Annotated in this window: 16 protein-coding genes; 8 read left to right on the top strand and 8 right to left on the bottom strand. The window is 69.9% G+C overall.

Annotated elements, in window-relative coordinates:
• Positions 1 to 317 precede the first annotated feature (317 nt).
• Both H5T77_RS23860 and H5T77_RS23855 read left to right on the top strand, forming a co-directional pair.
• Positions 318 to 1,679: an HNH endonuclease gene (locus tag H5T77_RS23860; protein WP_292653104.1), complete on the top strand. Its 1,362-nt coding sequence runs from the start codon at positions 318 to 320 to the stop codon at positions 1,677 to 1,679.
• Positions 1,680 to 1,729: 50 nt separating this feature from the next.
• A complete protein-coding gene (locus H5T77_RS23855; protein ID WP_292653103.1) occupies positions 1,730 to 1,957 on the top strand; it encodes a type II toxin-antitoxin system VapB family antitoxin in 228 nt (75 codons plus the stop codon).
• 15 nt (positions 1,958 to 1,972) lie between these two features.
• Here the strand turns inward: H5T77_RS23855 and H5T77_RS23850 are convergent, their stop codons facing one another.
• Together H5T77_RS23850 and H5T77_RS23845 are read right to left on the bottom strand one after the other, a co-directional pair.
• Positions 1,973 to 2,368 (bottom strand): PIN domain-containing protein, encoded by a 396-nt coding sequence (locus H5T77_RS23850; protein WP_292653102.1) that lies wholly within the window; start codon positions 2,366 to 2,368, stop codon positions 1,973 to 1,975.
• Positions 2,365 to 2,658, bottom strand: a complete 294-nt coding sequence (locus H5T77_RS23845) for a type II toxin-antitoxin system Phd/YefM family antitoxin (RefSeq protein ID WP_292653101.1) — start codon at positions 2,656 to 2,658, stop codon at positions 2,365 to 2,367. The genes H5T77_RS23850 and H5T77_RS23845 overlap by 4 nt, the downstream gene beginning before the upstream one ends.
• A gap of 72 nt (positions 2,659 to 2,730) precedes the next feature.
• Between H5T77_RS23845 and H5T77_RS23840 the strand changes: the two genes are divergently transcribed.
• The 4 genes from H5T77_RS23840 to H5T77_RS23825 are packed head-to-tail and all read left to right on the top strand — an operon-like array spanning position 2,731 to position 7,846.
• Positions 2,731 to 5,433 carry a bifunctional acetate--CoA ligase family protein/GNAT family N-acetyltransferase gene (locus H5T77_RS23840; RefSeq protein ID WP_292653100.1) on the top strand — a complete coding sequence of 901 codons (2,703 nt, stop codon included), beginning with the start codon at positions 2,731 to 2,733 and terminating at the stop codon, positions 5,431 to 5,433.
• A gap of 33 nt (positions 5,434 to 5,466) precedes the next feature.
• Complete coding sequence (locus tag H5T77_RS23835) at positions 5,467 to 6,051, top strand: DUF5998 family protein (RefSeq protein ID WP_160024207.1); 585 nt, start codon at positions 5,467 to 5,469, stop codon at positions 6,049 to 6,051.
• Positions 6,052 to 6,058: 7 nt separating this feature from the next.
• Positions 6,059 to 7,183, top strand: a complete 1,125-nt coding sequence (locus tag H5T77_RS23830) for an alkaline phosphatase family protein (RefSeq protein ID WP_292653099.1) — start codon at positions 6,059 to 6,061, stop codon at positions 7,181 to 7,183.
• Positions 7,184 to 7,201: 18 nt separating this feature from the next.
• Positions 7,202 to 7,846, top strand: a complete 645-nt coding sequence (locus H5T77_RS23825; RefSeq protein WP_292653098.1) for a thymidine kinase — start codon at positions 7,202 to 7,204, stop codon at positions 7,844 to 7,846.
• On the opposite strand, the gene H5T77_RS23820 is transcribed toward H5T77_RS23825, so the two are convergent.
• Together H5T77_RS23820 and sepH are read right to left on the bottom strand one after the other, a co-directional pair.
• Positions 7,843 to 9,525, bottom strand: coding sequence for an alkaline phosphatase D family protein (locus H5T77_RS23820; protein ID WP_292653097.1), 1,683 nt, complete (start codon positions 9,523 to 9,525; stop codon positions 7,843 to 7,845). The genes H5T77_RS23825 and H5T77_RS23820 overlap by 4 nt on opposite strands.
• A 156-nt stretch (positions 9,526 to 9,681) precedes the next feature.
• Positions 9,682 to 10,740 carry a septation protein SepH gene (sepH, locus tag H5T77_RS23815; RefSeq protein WP_292653096.1) on the bottom strand — a complete coding sequence of 353 codons (1,059 nt, stop codon included), beginning with the start codon at positions 10,738 to 10,740 and terminating at the stop codon, positions 9,682 to 9,684.
• Between the two features lie 124 nt (positions 10,741 to 10,864).
• On the opposite strand from sepH, the gene H5T77_RS23810 reads away from it, so the two are divergent.
• Entirely contained in the window at positions 10,865 to 11,494 is a 630-nt protein-coding gene (locus tag H5T77_RS23810; RefSeq protein WP_292653095.1) for a trimeric intracellular cation channel family protein, read from the top strand.
• 16 nt (positions 11,495 to 11,510) lie between these two features.
• Here H5T77_RS23810 and H5T77_RS23805 read toward each other — a convergent pair whose 3' ends face one another.
• The gene (locus tag H5T77_RS23805; RefSeq protein ID WP_292653094.1) at positions 11,511 to 12,053 is read right to left on the bottom strand and encodes a hypothetical protein; all 543 of its coding nucleotides are present in this window, start codon (positions 12,051 to 12,053) and stop codon (positions 11,511 to 11,513) included.
• Positions 12,050 to 13,798: a histidinol-phosphatase gene (locus tag H5T77_RS23800; protein ID WP_292653093.1), complete on the bottom strand. Its 1,749-nt coding sequence runs from the start codon at positions 13,796 to 13,798 to the stop codon at positions 12,050 to 12,052. The genes H5T77_RS23805 and H5T77_RS23800 overlap by 4 nt, the downstream gene beginning before the upstream one ends.
• 226 nt (positions 13,799 to 14,024) lie before the next feature.
• On the opposite strand from H5T77_RS23800, the gene H5T77_RS23795 reads away from it, so the two are divergent.
• Positions 14,025 to 14,684, top strand: coding sequence for a DUF3159 domain-containing protein (locus tag H5T77_RS23795; protein WP_292653105.1), 660 nt, complete (start codon positions 14,025 to 14,027; stop codon positions 14,682 to 14,684).
• On the opposite strand, the gene H5T77_RS23790 is transcribed toward H5T77_RS23795, so the two are convergent.
• Together H5T77_RS23790 and H5T77_RS23785 are read right to left on the bottom strand one after the other, a co-directional pair.
• Positions 14,677 to 15,222: a LysR substrate-binding domain-containing protein gene (locus tag H5T77_RS23790; protein WP_292653092.1), complete on the bottom strand. Its 546-nt coding sequence runs from the start codon at positions 15,220 to 15,222 to the stop codon at positions 14,677 to 14,679. The two genes, H5T77_RS23795 and H5T77_RS23790, sit on opposite strands and share 8 nt — an antisense overlap.
• On the bottom strand, positions 15,114 to 15,599 hold a 486-nt coding region (locus H5T77_RS23785), incomplete at its 5' end, for an alpha/beta fold hydrolase (protein WP_292653091.1). The genes H5T77_RS23785 and H5T77_RS23790, both read right to left, overlap by 109 nt.

Below are 15,599 nucleotides of genomic sequence, written 5' to 3'. Positions count from 1 at the left end.
ACGAGACGGACAAGTCGCGGCAAAGGCACCCGGGGCCAGTCAAGGACAGGGTCACGTCCCGTCATCCTCGGCAACAGCCCAACAGGATCAGGCTGCGTTGTCGATCCTCACAGTCAAGGACGGGCTTCGCCCGCCGCTTCGCGGTGGCCTTCGGCCATCCTTGACTCGGCACCTGATCGAGAAAGATTTCGCCTATATCGGGGCGGCGGCGAGGGTGTGGCGCGTGGTTCAGGTTGCTTGTTCGCGGACTGCATAAATCCGGGCTGACCAGCAAAAACAGGTAGCGTCGTGGTGCTCTTTCTCATATAATGAGGCGTATGAACGAGACCGTCGACCAGCTCCTTGCCGGGCCGCCCTTGGGTGCGTCCGAGAGTGAGCTGGTCGACTGGATCAGCCGGCTCGAAGAAGTGAAGTGCACTGCTGAGGCAGTTCAGGCAGAAGCAGCGGTACGCCTCGACGAAGCCACCCGCGTCCGGCAGGCCGAGGCTGGGGTACCTGCCCGGAAGCTGGGCGAAGGCGTCGCCTCCCAGATCGCGCTGGCGCGGCGGGTTTCACCGGCCAAGGGCGCCAAACTGCTCGGCTTGGCGAAGATCCTCCTCACCGAGATGCCACACACCTTCGCCCTCATGAAGGCCGGGTTGTTCTCGCAGTGGCAGGCCACGATCCTCGCCCGCGAAACCGCCTGCCTCTCGCTGGAGGACCGCCGGGTTATCGACTTTCAGCTCTGCGCCCTCGGCTCTGACGGTGAGCCGCCTGCTGTGGTGACCATGGGGCTGCGTCAGCTCGAGAACGCCGCCAAGAAGCTCGCCATCACCCTCGACCAAGAATCCGTCGTCGCCCGAGCCGCCAACGCAGAGAAAGACCGCCGCGTCAGCATCCGGCCCGCACCCGACACCATGACCTGGCTCGGCGCCCTGCTCCCCGTCAAGGACGGCGTCGCCGTCTACGCCGCACTGGACCAAGCAGCCAAGGCTGCCCAGGCCGCGGGGGACGAACGGACCCGTGGCCAGGTCATGGCCGACACCCTCGTCGACCGCATCACCGGACGTGACGGCGTCGACGCGAAGCCCCGGATCGAGGTCAAGATCGTCATGACCGCCGAGGCCTTGGCTGCCGACAGCGACCAGCCCGCGATGGTCGAGGGCTACGGCCCCGTCCCCGCCACCTGGGCACGTGAAGCGCTCACCGACGCCGAGGTCTTCGTCCGGCGTCTGTTCGCCGACCCTGCCGGTCAGCTGGTTGCGATGGAGTCCCGCTCCCGCAAGGCCCCCGACAGTCTGGCCGAGTTCATCAAAACGCGCGACGGTGGGATCTGCCGCACCAACGGCTGCGACGCCCCGAACCGCAACGTCGACCACGCCCAACGCCACGCAGACGGCGGCACCACCAGCGCCCAGAATCTCCAAGGACTCTGCGAGCGCTGCAACCAAGCAAAAGAAGCCCTCGGCTGGCAGGCCAGACCAGGACCCGACGGCAGCATCATCACCATCACACCCACGGGCCACATCTACACCAGCCCGCCACCCGCCACCCGACACCTGGCGACCAGACCCACCGCCCTTGTCCCGGGCAGAGTTCATGCTTCGCGACGTACTCCTCGACCACGATCTTGCCGCGTGAGGTTCTCGGCTTCCGCAGCCCTTCCTTATGCCGCACATCCGCGTACATTGGCTGTATAGGTCAAACCGTCCAGGAGTCACCGGTTCGACGCACATGGAGGTGCTTGAAGATGGCTGTCACCCAGATCGAGCTCGACACCGAGCTGCTCGCGGAGATCCAGCGGATCTCCGGCGCGACCACGCCCCAGGAGGCGATCGAGTTCGCCGTACGCGAGCTCGTCCTGCGCAACCACGAGGGCGATGCCCCCAAGCATGCCCAGAAGCTGGCGCGGAACTGGGACTACGACGGTTGGCGGGTGCTCAACGAGCGCGATCGCGCCAACGTCGTACGCCACTGACGGCGAGAGCCTGTCCTAGACAGGCACCACCGTGACGATGTGCTCGAGGCCTTTGAAGTCCCCGGGATTGCGCGTGAGGAGCGCAGCCCGGGCGTGACGGGCGGTAGCCGCGATCATGAGGTCGGCTGTTCTGCTCCGTGGATTGCGTCCGCCTGTCTTCACGGCAGCGGCTATCGCGCCATACCAATGTGCGACCTCGACGCTGTATGGGATGGGATCGTACGCCGCGAGGATGCTCCGATAGCGGTACTCGCGTTCTGCGGCTTTGATCGGGTCCGGTGTGTACAGCCCGAAAGACAGCTCGCCGACCGTGACGGCCGAGATGGCTACATGGGCCGCGAAGTCGGCGAGGTTGGGTGGTGGAGCGATGACGACTGAGGTGTCTAGGACGCCAAGGTCGTGCACGCTCATCCCTGCTGCTCTTCCCATGGGTCGCGGATGGAGTCGTCGATGAAATCGTCGAGGCTACGAATGTCGGCGAGCCAGCCGCGTGCGACGTCGTCGTTCGCATCGGAATCGTCCCAGCGGGGGACGTTGTCTGAGCTCCGCCATACCGGCGGCTTCGTGCTTGGGACGTGAGGCATGAGGTCTGCAACCGGGATGCCGTCGCGGGTCACGATGAATGCTTCCCCGGCACGGACACGGTCGATGATCTGCGCGTTGTGGTTGCGCAGATCGCGTTGTGGAATCGTCGTGCTCATACATGCAGTGTAGCAAGGTCTGCTACGACTGTGGCGCGGTCGGCGACTGGTGCGTACCGCTAGATTTCTCTCGTGACCGCGCAGCAGACCCCGCCGTATCCCTCCCACTGGGAGGCGGACGTGCTGCTGCGCGATGGGCGGACGGCGCACATCCGGCCGATCAGGTCGGCGGACAAGGACCTGCTGGTCGACTTCTACGACCACCGGGTCAGCGACGAGTCGAAGTACTACCGCTTCTTCTCGCCGATGCCGCACCTCTCGGCCCGCGACGTCGCGCGCTTCACCGAGGTCGACCACAAGGACCGGGTCGCGTTCATCCTGACCCTGCGGGGTCGGATGATCGCGGTCGGGCGCTACGACGTGGTCAAGCCGGGGGAGGCCGAGGTCGCCTTCCTCGTCGAGGACGACTACCAGGGCCGCGGGATCGCGCAGATCCTGCTCGAGCACCTCGCCCAGGCCGGGCGCGAGCGCGGGGTCACCAAGTTCACCGCCGACGTGCTCCCCGACAACGGGCGGATGATCCAGACCTTCCGCGACGCCGGCTACAAGGTGGCCTCCGTCTACGAGGACGGCGTCATCTCGCTGCAGTTCTCGATCGACGTGACCGACACCGCGGTCGGCCGGCTCGCCCTGCGCGAGCACGAGGCCGAGGCCGCCTCGATCCACCGCTTCTTCAACCCGCGCTCGGTGGCCGTGATCGGCGCCAGCCGACGGCAGGAGACGGTCGGCCAGGCGCTCGTACGCAACCTGGTGATCGGCGACTTCACTGGCCGGGTATACATGGTCAACCCCAGCTCCACCGCGGTCAGCGGCATGCCCGCCTACAAGAGCGTGCAGGACATCCCCGACGACGTCGACGTGGCGATCGTCGCGGTGCCCGCCGACGCGGTGCAGGACGTCGTGCTCGACTGTGCCGCCAAGGGCGTGCATGGCCTCGTGGTCATCTCCAGCGGCTTCGCCGAGACCGGTGAGGAGGGCCGCCAGCGCCAGCGGCGCCTGGTGAACCTCTCGCGCTCCTACGGGCTGCGGCTGATCGGACCCAACGCTCTCGGCGTGATCAACACCGACCCGCAGGTCAAGATCAACGCCAGCCTCGCCCCGACGATGCCGCCGCGCGGACGTGCGGGCTTCTTCTGCCAGTCGGGTGCGCTCGGCTCGGCGATCCTGGAGAAGGTCAACAACCGCGGCCTGGGCCTGTCGACCTTCGTCAGCGCCGGAAACCGCGCCGACGTCTCCGGCAACGACCTCCTGCAGTACTGGGAGGAGGACGCCTCGACCGAGGTCGTGATGATGTACCTCGAGTCGATCGGTAACCCGCGCAAGTTCTCCCGCATCGCCCGCCGCGTCTCCCAGCGCAAGCCGATCGTGGCGGTCCGCTCGGGCCGCACCACCCAGGGTGTGCCGATGGGCCACGCGGTGCGCAAGATCAGCGCCCCGCCGGCGGCGGTCGACGCGATGTTCCGGCAGGCCGGGATCATCCAGGTCGACACCCTCGACGAGATGTTCGACGTCGCCCAGCTCCTCGCCCACCAGCCGCTGCCGCGCGGCCGCCGCGTGGCCATCGTCGGCAACTCCGACGCCCTGGGGCTGCTGGCCGCCGACGCGGCCGTCTCGGTCGGGCTGCAGGTCAACAAGCAGGTCCCGCTGCCCACCGAGCCGAGCGCCGAGGACTTCGAGGACGCGCTCGACGCGGCCATCGACGATCCCGAGGTCGACGCGGTGATCTCGGTCTACATCCCGCCGCTCAACGTCTCCGGCGAGGAGATCGCCAACGTGCTCGCCGCGGTCGGCGAGCAGTCCGACAAGCCGCTGGTCACCAGCTTCCTCGGTGCCGAGGGGGTCCCCGAGCTGCTCCGCGTCCCCGACGTGGCCGGGTCGACCGCGGGCCGCGGCTCGGTGCCGTCGTACTCCTCGGTCGAGTCGGCCGTGCGCGCCCTGGCCAAGGTCGTGGAGTACGCCGTGTGGCTGCGCTCCGCCGACGGCGAGACGCCCTGGCTCAGCTCCGACGAGTGCGACCCGCGCACGGCGCGCAAGATCGTCACCGACGTGCTCGCCGCGCGCCCCTCGGGCGGCGACCTGAGCCGCGAGGACCTCACCATGGTTCTGGCCGCCTACGGGATCAAGCTGTGGAACACCCACAAGGTCACCACCCTCGAGGAGGCGATCTCCGCCGCCGAGGACCTTGGCTGGGACGTCGTGCTCAAGGCGACCATCGAGAGCGTGCGCGAGCGTCCCGACCAGGCCCACGTCGTACGCAACATCGACGACGTCGACGAGATGACCGAGGCCTGGGAGCAGATCACCAGCCGGATCCCGCCGGAGACCGGGGGGTTGACGGTGCAGCGCACGGCGCCACCAGGAGTTCCGGTCGCGATCCGGTCGATGGAGGACCCGCTGTTCGGACCGGTGGTCTCCTTCGGCATCGCCGGACCGATCACCGAGCTGCTGGCCGACCGCGCCTACCGGATCCCGCCGCTGTCCAAGCGGGACGCGGCCTCGATGGTGCGCGAGATCAAGGCCGCGCCGATGCTCTTCGGCTATCGCGGCGGCGACATGGTCGACGTCGACGAGATCGAGCGGCTCGTCCTCAAGGTCGCCCAGCTGCAGAACGACCTGCCTCAGATCTCCTCGCTCGACCTGTCTCTGGTCCTGGTCGGCCTCGAGTACTCAGCCGTCCTCACCGCCAACGCCCGCGTCGACCTGGTCGCCGATCCGCGCTCGGACTGGTTCGTACGCCGCCTCAACCCGGCGGTGGGTGACACCCTGCCCGGCTAGGCCAGGGTGGAACCCCGTGGAAGGATGGGTGCCATGAGCACCCGCACCGATGATCTCGACCGCGCCGATGACCTGCGCGCCGAGATCGACCGCACCGGCTACTACCCCGAGGTGGTGGCCGACTGTGTCGCCTCCGCCGTGGCGGGGGAGAAGGTGTCCTCCTTCTTCCTGCACCACGAGCCGACCTTCGACCGCGACGAGGTGCGCCGCCACCTCTCCGTGCTGGTGCTGACCCCGACCCGGCTGATCCTGGCCCACACCGACGAGCACGCCGGCGACGACCTGCTGCCCGAGCCCTACACCTCGACCTCGACCGAGGCCGTGCGCATCGACTCGGTCAACTCCGTGGTGGTGACCCGGATGATCACGAACCCGACGAAGGGCTCGAGCAAGCCGGCCGAGGTGGTCATGACCATCGGCTGGGGCGGCGTCAACCGCGTCGACCTGGAGCCCGCAGGCTGCTCCGACCCCAACTGCGACGCCGACCACGGCTACACCGGGGTGCTCACCCCCGACGACTTCTCGCTGCGCGTCTCGGCTGCCGCCGACGGTCACGACTCGGTCGACCGCCTGCTCTCCTTCGCGGAATCGCTCTCGGCTCGCACCCACAGCCGGTGAGGCGCGGGTGACCGGGTTTCTCGCTCCCGCGTATGGGGAGCGCTCGCTGGGTGATGTCCTGCCGGCGGTCGCCGCCGCCATGGACGTCCCGCTCGGCACCTCCGAGGCGCGATCCGGTCTCGAGCTGCCCTCGGCGGCTGCGTACGTGATCTTCCTGGTCGACGGGATGGGGACCAACCTGCTGCGGCGCTACGCGCACGCGGCGCCGTTCCTGGCGTCGCTGAGCGAGGACCAGCAGCCCGGCACGGCGGGGGTGCCGTCGACGACAGCGACCAGCCTCACCTCCTTCGGGACGGGTCTGACGCCCGGCGGTCACGGTCTGGTCGGCTACACCTCCCGGATCCCCGGCACCGACCACCTGCTCAACGCGCTGCAGTGGCCCAAGGACGTCGACCCGGTCGAGTGGCAGCCCAACCAGACCGTCTTCCAGCGGATGGGCGAGGCCGGTGTCCCGGTCACGGTGATCAACAAGCGTGTCTTCGGCGGCTCGGGACTGACCATCGCCGCCCACCGCGGTGCGGAGTTCGTCGGCGCCGACCGGGTCGGCGAGCGGATCGCCTCCGCGGTGACCCTCTCGCGGGTGCCGGGCTCGCTGACCTACCTCTACGACGGCGACCTGGACTGGACCGGCCACAAGTACGGTGTCGCCTCCTCGCCCTGGCTGCAGCAGCTCTCGATGATCGACGCCGAGGCCGAGCAGCTCCGAGACGCCCTGGACCCGTCCGTACGTCTGCTGGTGCTCGCCGACCACGGCATGGTCGACTCGCCCGCCTCGTCCCGCACCGACATCGACGACTTCCCCGAGCTCCGCGACGGGGTCGCGCTGGTCGGCGGCGAGGCTCGCTTCCGCCACCTCTACTGCTCGCGCGGTGCGGTCGACGACGTGGTCGCGACCTGGTCGGCGCAGCTGGGCGACAAGGCCGACGTGATGACCCGGGAGACCGCGATCCTGCGCGGCTGGTTCGGACCGGTCACGCCGTCGGTGCTGCCGCGGCTCGGCGACGTCATCGTCGCCTCGCACGGTGAGCACGCGGTGGTCTCGACGAGCCTGTTCCAGTACGAGACGACCCTGGTGGGGTTGCACGGATCACTCACCCCGGACGAGATGCTGATCCCGCTGCTCGTCTCATGAGCCACTAGTGTTCTCCGGGTGGCTGAGCTGACCTTCTGGACCGGGACGATGGACGCGGGGAAATCGACCCTCGCACTGCAGACCAACCACAACCACGCGGCGCGCGGCAGGGTGGGTCTCATCTTCACCGTGAACGACCGTTCCGGCGGTGCGGTGGTCACCTCGCGGCTCGGTCTGACCCATGACGCGCTCGAGGTCACCGACGAGTTCGACTTCTGGCGCCACATCGTCGACGCGCTGACCCACGGCGGCCGGGTGGACTACCTGATCTGCGACGAGGCCCAGTTCTACACGCCCGAGCAGATCGAGGCCCTGGCCAAGATCACCGACGAGCTGCAGATCGACGTCTTCTGCTTCGGGATCCTCACCGACTTCCGCACCCGGCTCTTCCCGGGTGCCGCTCGACTGGTCGAGCTCGCCGACCGTACGGAGGTGCTGCAGGTCGAGGCGCTGTGCTGGTGCGGCAAGCGGGCCACCCACAACGCCCGGGTCGAGGACGGCGTGATGGTCACCGAGGGCGACCAGGTCGTCGTCGGCGACACCGACCAGGCACCCAGCACGGTCTCCTACGAGGTCCTCTGCCGCCAGCACCACCGCCGCCGCCTGACCGCGGCCCGGGCCAAGTCCGTATCCCTCGTGCCCGAGCCGCTGCCCTTCGGCTAGCGGTTGAGCGTCGGCATGGGCACGTCGGCGTACCTCGTCCCGACCGGGGCGCTCTTGGTGTCGAGCTGGACGCCGGGGCGGCCGTTCTCCACGACGTACGTCGCGCGGGTGGAGACCGGGGCACCCTGGCGCTCGACGTACGGCACCACCCGGAAGTCGCTGGAGAGCTCGTCGGGCGTGACCTGGACGCGTACGTAGCCGCGCTGGCCGTTGAAGAACTTCAGGTGGTCGTTGGCCCGCAGCAGGGTCTCGCCGCCGGTGGTCATGTCGGCGCCGTCACCGCCGCTGGTGATGGAGGTGCCGACGAACTCGCTGCCGATGACTGCCGACTCGGGATCGTCGTAGTCGGCCAGCAGGTTGCTCGCGTAGTTCTGGTGCCGGTCGCCGGTGATGACGACCAGGTTCTCGACGCCGCTGGTGCGGGCGCCGGCCAGGAGCCGGTTGCGGTTGGCGACGTAGCCGTCCCAGGGGTCCATGTAGAGCGTCTTGGCCTCGGAGTCGTCGAGATCGGTCTCGGCCATGGGCGCCTGGTTGGCGAGCACCTGCCAGCGGGCCCTGGACTGCCGCCAGCTGCGCTGGAGCCACGCCTCCTGCTCGAAGCCCATCATCGAGCGCGACGGATCGTAGATGTCGGGCGTCAGCTCCGGGCTCGCGGGGTCGCTGCCGTCGGCGTACGCCTGGTCGTCGCGATACTGCCGGGTGTCGAGCACATGTGCGTCGACCAGGTCGCCGTAGCGCAGGCTGCGGTAGATCTGCATGTCCGGCCCCTCCGGCAGCGCGCTGGCCCGGAACGGCAGATGCTCGTAGTAGGCCTGGAAGGCAGCCGTACGCCGCGGCATCCACAGCTCGCCCTGGGACTGGCTGCGCTCCTCCGGGATCTCGTCGGCCCAGTTGTTCTCGACCTCGTGGTCGTCGGGTGCGACCACGAACGCGTGGGACTGGTGGGCGGCCATCAGGTCCGGGTCGGACTTGTAGAGGCCGTACTGCAGGCGGTACCGCGCCAGGTCGAGCGTCTCCCCGGCGAGGGACGGTGCGACCGGGGTGTTGCGCCGGTTGTTCTCGGCTGTGACGCCCGACTCGTACAGGTAGTCGCCCAGATGGAAGACGACGTCGACGTCCTCGTCCGCCAGGTGCTGATAGGCGGTGTAGAAGCCGTGGCTGTACAGCGCGCAGGAGGCGAAGGCGAAGCTCACCCGGGAAGGCGAGGAGCCGTACGCCGGGGCGGTCCGGGTGTGGCCGGTCTGGCTGACCTCGCCGGCGGCCAGGAAGCGGTACCAGTAGTCGCGACCGGGGCGCAGGCCCCAGACCTCGGGGTGGACCGAGTGGCCGAGGTCGGGGGTGGCGGTGACGGTGCCAGACTTCACCACCTTGCGGAAGGCGGGGTCCTCGGCGACCTGCCAGCGGACCTTGACCGGCTTCTGCGGCATGCCGCCCAGGCCGTCCGGGGCGAGCGGTTCGGGGGCGAGCCGGGTCCAGAGGACGACGGAGTTGGGGAGCGGGTCGCCGGAGGCGACGCCCATGGTGAACGGGTAGCCGGAGAGCGAGGTGGCGCTCTTGACCGATACCGCGTCGGCGGGGATCGAGCCGGTGCCGAGCAGCATGGCGGCTGACGCGGCGAATCCGGTAGTGGCGGTGCGGGAGATGAGGGAGCGTCGGCTCAGCGAATGGGGCAGAAGCATCGGGGCCTCCGAGAAAGGTGGAAGTGCTTGCCTCCATCCACCTCATCGGCGGCGCGTGAACTGTGCCCGACCCGGTGCCGACACTGATCGGTCGGGTCGCCGACGTGACACGGACCGGCCGATGGCCGGTCCGTGAACGGGGTCACACGAGCCGGTTCACTCCGGCTTGCCGCCACCGAACATGATCTCGTCCCAGCTCGGCACCGAGGCGCGCTTACGCCGCGAGGCCGACTTCTTGGCGGGCTTCTGTCCAGCATCTTCGCCCGGCTCGCCCTCGGCTGGGGCATCTGCGGCCGCGGCAGTGGGCTCGACGGGAGCCGGCTCGGGCTCGGCCGGGACCGGGGCCTGCTTCTCGGTCGGCGTCTCGTCACCGAGGAACGCCTCGAGCGGAGTGTCGACATCGACCGGAGCGGGCTTGGCCGCCGGAGCGGGCGGGGCAGCCGGGGGAGGGGAGGCCGGTGCGGCGGGTGCAGCCGGGGCCGAAGGGGCCGAGCTCTGTGCGCGGCGCCGGCGGGCGGCGAGCATGTCGTCGGTGACCGGCTCCGGCTCGGGAACCGGCTCCTCGAGCTTCTCGCCGGTCAGCCAGCGGGCGTCGTCGTTCTCGAGCTCGACAAAGTTTCCGGGGATGTCGTAGATCAGCTCGGCGATCCCGGAGCGCTCGGGGGTCTCGTACTCACCGGTGAGCTTCCAGCGCCCGTCGGGACGCCGGTAGGAGTCCCAGTTGACCGAACCCGGGTCGGCGTACATCGTCTGGAAGTGAGCTCCGACCGCCTCGCCCAAGGTGCGGGCGGTGCTGGAGGCCTCACCGGGCCGACGGCGTACGGAAGCCTGCTGGGCACGCTGGGCCATGTGCTCGCGCTCGGCGAGGACGGGGCCGGCGAAGGCCAGGATCTTCTCGACCGTGGTGCCGGCGACAGCGGCGACCTCCTCGGCACTCTCGCCCGCACGGATACGGGTCTGGATGTCACGGGGCCGCAGGCTGCTGCTCGGGGTCTTGTTCACGGTTTGCTCCGATCGGCGGGTCGACACAGCCTCGAGTGCTGCACGGAGACGGTCGTCGATGTCGGCGGTGTACTCACGGTCCTCGTCATCGACGAGAAGCATGCGTAGACCATCGTCACTGACCGAGATGAGCCGCAGAAGGACGGGACCAGCCTCATCCGGAGCCTGCTCTTCGAGCTGGCCCGGAGTCAGGGGCAATCCTTCGGCTGACATCCTCTTCTCAATTCTAGATACGGTTGTGACGACCCTACGCCACTGACCTGCATCGTATGGGGTGCCCGTGCGGCGTGGTCGTGGCATTTGGGGTTTTTGGGACCTGCGAGGCGACCATTTGGCAGTGGAACAGACGCTGACCCTTCTCGTGCTCGACCTGGTCGGGTGCTTCGTCTTCGCGCTCTCGGGCGGCCTGATGGCGGTCCGTAAGGAACTGGACATCTTCGGCGTGATCGTCCTGGCCTGCGTCACCGGCCTCGGCGGCGGCATCCTGCGCGACATGGCCATCGGCGCGACACCGGTCGCCGCGCTCTCCGACTGGCGCTACCTCGTGGTGCCGATGGTCGCCGGTCTGCTGACCTTCTACTTCCATCCGGCGCTGGGCCGGCTCGGGCCGCTGATCAACGTCTTCGACGCCCTGGGGCTGGGGCTCTTCGTCATCGCCGGGGCGGTCAAGGCGCTCGACTACGGGCTCTCCCCGCTCGCCGCCGCGGTCATGGGCCTGGCCACCGGGGTCGGCGGCGGGGCGATCCGCGACGTGCTCGCCGGTCAGGTGCCGGTCATCCTGCGCCGCAGCGTCTTCTACGCCATCCCGGCCTTCGCCGGTGCCGCGATCGTGGCCTTCGGCCTCTTCCTCGAGCTGCCGCAGTCGCTGGTGATGGCCGCCGCCTTCGTCGTCTGCGTCGGCTGGCGGCTGCTGGCGATGTGGCGCCACTGGGAGGCGCCACTGCCGCGGGGTTCGGCTTCGGTCTGAGGCAGGCTCGCCGGGGTCAGTGGTCGGAGCAGCAGGGGATCTGGTGGCGCACCTCGAACGGCACCAGGCCGCCGGCGGCGCGCTGGACCAGGAGCACGCAGCGGCCAGCACGCCACACCGGCCGGGCGAACCCGGTGAGGTCGAGGGTGTCGTCGGGCCCGAGCGAGATCCCGGCCAGCCCCTCGACGGCGTCGACGATGCTGTCGGCCTCGACCGCCGCCACCGTGGTCACGGTCTCGATGCTGGTGCGTCCGGGGTAGCGGGCCAAGCGCCCGGCGCTGCGCGCGGCGGCCTCGTCGATCGCGGGGGAGTCGAGGGTGACGTACGCCTGGGGGAGCCCGTCCGCGAGCAGCGCGGTCAGCTCCTCGACCGCCGGGCCGTCGGGCCAGTCCAGGACGGCGACGAAGCGGGCGGTCGGCTCGCGCACGACATGGGTGCTGATGACGTACGCATCCTCGGGCCGGCCGGTGCCGAGCATCTCGTCCAGGCTGTGGACGAGGTGCTCGGCGGCGGCGAGGTCCCGGGCGTCGGCGTCGACGGCCAGGGGTCGGGTGGTCATCGAGTCGGGACGACCCAGACCGGGTTGGTGTAGAACCACAGGTCGACCCACGGGTCGGCGTCGCCGACGACGTCGATGGCAGGACCGGCCGGGTCGACGCTCGCGCCGAGGTAGCCGGGCTGGGACCGGTTGGCGTCGGTGCCGCGCATGCGTACGTAGAAGGCTTCCTCCAGCTCGCCGAGGTCGTAGCGCAGCGTGTAGGTGCCGGTGCGCCCCGAGACGTCGGTCTGCTTGATGACCCGGGTGTCCGGAGCGGTCATCGTGTCGGCGTCACCGGAGGCGTGGTCGGCGTCGACCGTCCCACGGATCACGTCCACCCGGTTGAGCTCCGGGATGAACTGCGACCAGTTCGGGACGTCCTGCGCGGTGATCGTGACCACCAGCTCGACGCGGCTGCCGCGGGGCGCCTGCAGCGTGCCGCCGAGGGTCTCGGAGACCGTGCCGCGGCGGCTGGTGGCGACGACCCGCACGTCGAGACTCTTGACGAGGCTGCCGTGGTCGACCCAGACCCGGCCGTCCCGCATGCCGCGCATCACCGCGCCGTAGTCACGAGAGCTGGCGCCGACGTGGGTCCGGCTGTAGAAGCCTGGCCAGAAGTCGGCCAGGTTGAGCTGGATCCCGCCGCCGTAGACCGGGTCGTCGTAGCGGCCGTTGGCGTTGAAGTCGCCGCCACCGCGGACGGCCGTGTCGCTCCAGTTGCGGTGCGAGTCGGAGTTCGCGGTGATCGACCACGGCTTCCCCTCGGCGAGCATGGAGTCCCACAGGCCGCCGACGGTCGAGGTGTAGAAGTCGAATCCGCCCCAGGAGCGGTAGCTCTCCGGCGGGTAGCCCGGGAACGAGTCGGCGCCGGCGGAGTTGCCGTAGCCACCACGCGCGCTGCCCGGGCCGTAGCCGCTCGGCAGGCCACCGGCCTGGTGTCCGGGCGCGCCTTCCCACCCGATCGCGATCCGGGGATCGGCGTCGCGCCAGGCCCGCACCTCGTGGGGGCTGTCGATGCCGTTGCGGGCGGGGTGATTGGCGAGGAACAGTGCGTCCTCGATCCGGCGCTTGGTCTTCTGGGTGCCGAGCCACTGGATCGCGGCGACGGCGAGCGCCTCGTTCTCCGGGGTGTTGGCGCGGGCATTCCTGACGCTGCCGTCGTAGCTGTTCTCGAACTGCTTGAGCACCGCGACCTCGTTGCGCCCCGGGGCGACGAAGACGGTGCCGTGCTCGGCGGCCGGGATGTTCCACTCCAGCCCCTGGAAGATCAGGGTCTCCGGAAGGATCTTGCGCGCGGCCACGATGTCGGGGTTGACCAAGTCTACGCCGAGCTTCGCGTGGGTAGCGCCGCCGTGGTCGGTGATGACCAGCCAGTCCAAGCCGTACGCGGCGCCGTGCTGGGCCTGGTCGATGACCCGGTACATGCCGTCCGAGCTGTGCTGGGTGTGGATGTGGTGGTCGCCGGCGAGCCAGTGACGGATCTTGGCCCGGTTGCCGCCCTTCGCGGTGGCGACGGTGGCGGCCTCGGCCATCGCCGGGGTCACGCCGGTCATCCCGGCCATCCCCGCGGTCACGGCGCCGGCGACGCCGGCTGCGCGAAGCAGGTTGCGCCGAGAGACCTCGGCGGGACGCAGGTCGCTGTCGGGCGCGTCCGAGGAGGCGGCGAGGGTGATCTCGTCGACCTCGTGGGAGTGCGTGTGGCCGTCGTGAGAGTGGCCGTGGTCGTGGTCATGGCTGTGGGAGTGGGGGTGGTGCTCGTTCGACACGTTGGATCCTCTGCGTGAGATAAGGGCGTCTCCGCGTGCCCGAGCAGCGGCGCGAGTCGAGCCAATCGGCACCGGATGGCCGGCGTACGTCCGCAGGTTGCCCTCGCGGTGAACTTTGCCGAGGCGTCACCCCCGTCGGCCGAGGCGTCGCTCCCGTCGGCCGAGAGGTCACGTACGCGGACCGAGACGGCGCCGCCTTGCGGGTAAGGCTACCCTTACTCGCGTGATGACCACTGGCCGCCGCGACGATGACGCCGAGACCCTCGCGGACCTCCTGGGAGGCGCCCGTGGAGCGATCGACGCCACCATTCCGCCGGTCGCGTTCGCGGTCGGCTGGCTGGTCAGCCGGGAGCTGTGGGTGGCGACCGTGGTCTCCCTGGTGGTCGCCGCGATCGTCGCGGTCTGGCAGTGGCGCAAGGGCCGCAAGCCGCGTGCCGTGCTGCTGGGCGTGGCCGGGGTCGCCGTCGCGGCGATGATCGCGCTGCGTACGGGGCGGGCGGAGGACTTCTTCGTGGTCCAGCTGGCCGCCAACGCGGCCAGCGCCCTGGTGTGGTTGGTCAGCATCGCGTTCCGCTGGCCGTTGCTGGGCGTGGTCGTCGGTCTGGTGCTGCGCCAGCGCGGCGCCTGGCGCCGCGACCCGGCGCTGCTGCGCGGCTACTCGCGGGCGAGCTGGGTCTGGGTCGGTCAGTACGTCGTCCGGGTCTCGGTCTTCGCGCCGCTGTGGTGGTCAGGTGACGTGTTCGCCCTGGCCGTTGCCCGGGTCGCGCTCAGCTGGCCGCTGGTGGCGCTGTGCCTGCTGGTGAGCTGGTTCGTCCTGCAGCGCTCGCTCCCGGCCGACCATCCCGGGCTGCGCCACCCGCGGGTGGCCTCCGACGCGCTCAGCTGAGGGCGCTGCGGAGCAGGTCGTAGAGGCGTCGGGTGGCACGCTGTCGGTCGCCGTCCCGGATGACCAGCGCGAGCCCGGCCCGCACCTCCGCATCGACGATCGTGGTCGCGACCAGCTCGGTGCCTCGTGCCATGGGCCCGGCCAGCACGCAGACGCCCAGGCCGCGCGCGGTGAGCCCGAGCAGGGTCTCCGGGTTGGACCCGGACAGGTCGACCTCGGGCTCCAGTCCCGCCCGCGCGCAGGACTGCTCGAAGGCCGTACGGATGCCTGTGCCCGGCGGGATGCAGAGCACCGTCTCCTCGCGGCGGTCGCTGAGCCTCGGCTCAGCGCCGGCCAGCGTACGACCGCCACCTGGATGCGCGTGGAGGACGGGCTGATCACCGAGATCCGGGTCGCCTTCGACCCGCGGGGGATCCTCGCGGCTCGCGGCTAGGCGACCTGCTGGTCGCTGGGCTGGGTGCGGGCCGTCTCGCGGATGACCTCGGCCACCAGGTCGGGGTCGTCGTTCATCGGGACGTGGCCGCAGCCCGCCAGCCACCGGTGGGTCGCGTGCGGGAGGCGCCGCTCGGCGATCTTCGCCTGGTAGGGGAGAAGCGTGAGGTCGCGGGTCGCCCAGGCGACGGTGGTCGGGACGTCGGTCTGCACCGTCCCGGGATAGCGGTAGGCGCTGCTGAAGAACGTCTTGATCCCCTCGCGAGAGGCAACCATGTTGGCCGTGTCGGCCGCCGCCACTGCTGGATCGATCCGGTCGGGGTGGGCGAAGAAGCAGCCCATCGTGGCCGTACGCACCACCCGTGACTGCAGCACCGTCCCCGCCACCGGCGCCAGCGGCCGCGCGACCGCCTGGATGCCGGCGAACAGGCCCCTGACGTAGAGGTAGTCGACGCCGTTCATCCAGAACCCGGCGGGGGAGAG

It is taken from the genome of Nocardioides sp., assembly GCF_014360585.1.
Classification (GTDB): domain Bacteria; phylum Actinomycetota; class Actinomycetes; order Propionibacteriales; family Nocardioidaceae; genus Nocardioides.
Note: the sequence above shows the minus strand (reverse complement) of the source record. Positions and strands in the feature narration are given on the sequence as shown.

Coding starts and splice junctions, on each gene's coding strand:
- H5T77_RS23860 (WP_292653104.1), top strand. CDS start 318: ATGAACGAGACCGTCGACCAGCTCCTTGCCGGGCCGCCCTTGGGTGCG.
- H5T77_RS23855 (WP_292653103.1), top strand. CDS start 1,730: ATGGCTGTCACCCAGATCGAGCTCGACACCGAGCTGCTCGCGGAGATC.
- H5T77_RS23850 (WP_292653102.1), bottom strand. CDS start 2,368: ATGAGCGTGCACGACCTTGGCGTCCTAGACACCTCAGTCGTCATCGCT.
- H5T77_RS23845 (WP_292653101.1), bottom strand. CDS start 2,658: ATGAGCACGACGATTCCACAACGCGATCTGCGCAACCACAACGCGCAG.
- H5T77_RS23835 (WP_160024207.1), top strand. CDS start 5,467: ATGAGCACCCGCACCGATGATCTCGACCGCGCCGATGACCTGCGCGCC.
- H5T77_RS23820 (WP_292653097.1), bottom strand. CDS start 9,525: ATGCTTCTGCCCCATTCGCTGAGCCGACGCTCCCTCATCTCCCGCACC.
- sepH (WP_292653096.1), bottom strand. CDS start 10,740: ATGTCAGCCGAAGGATTGCCCCTGACTCCGGGCCAGCTCGAAGAGCAG.
- H5T77_RS23805 (WP_292653094.1), bottom strand. CDS start 12,053: ATGACCACCCGACCCCTGGCCGTCGACGCCGACGCCCGGGACCTCGCC.
- H5T77_RS23795 (WP_292653105.1), top strand. CDS start 14,025: ATGACCACTGGCCGCCGCGACGATGACGCCGAGACCCTCGCGGACCTC.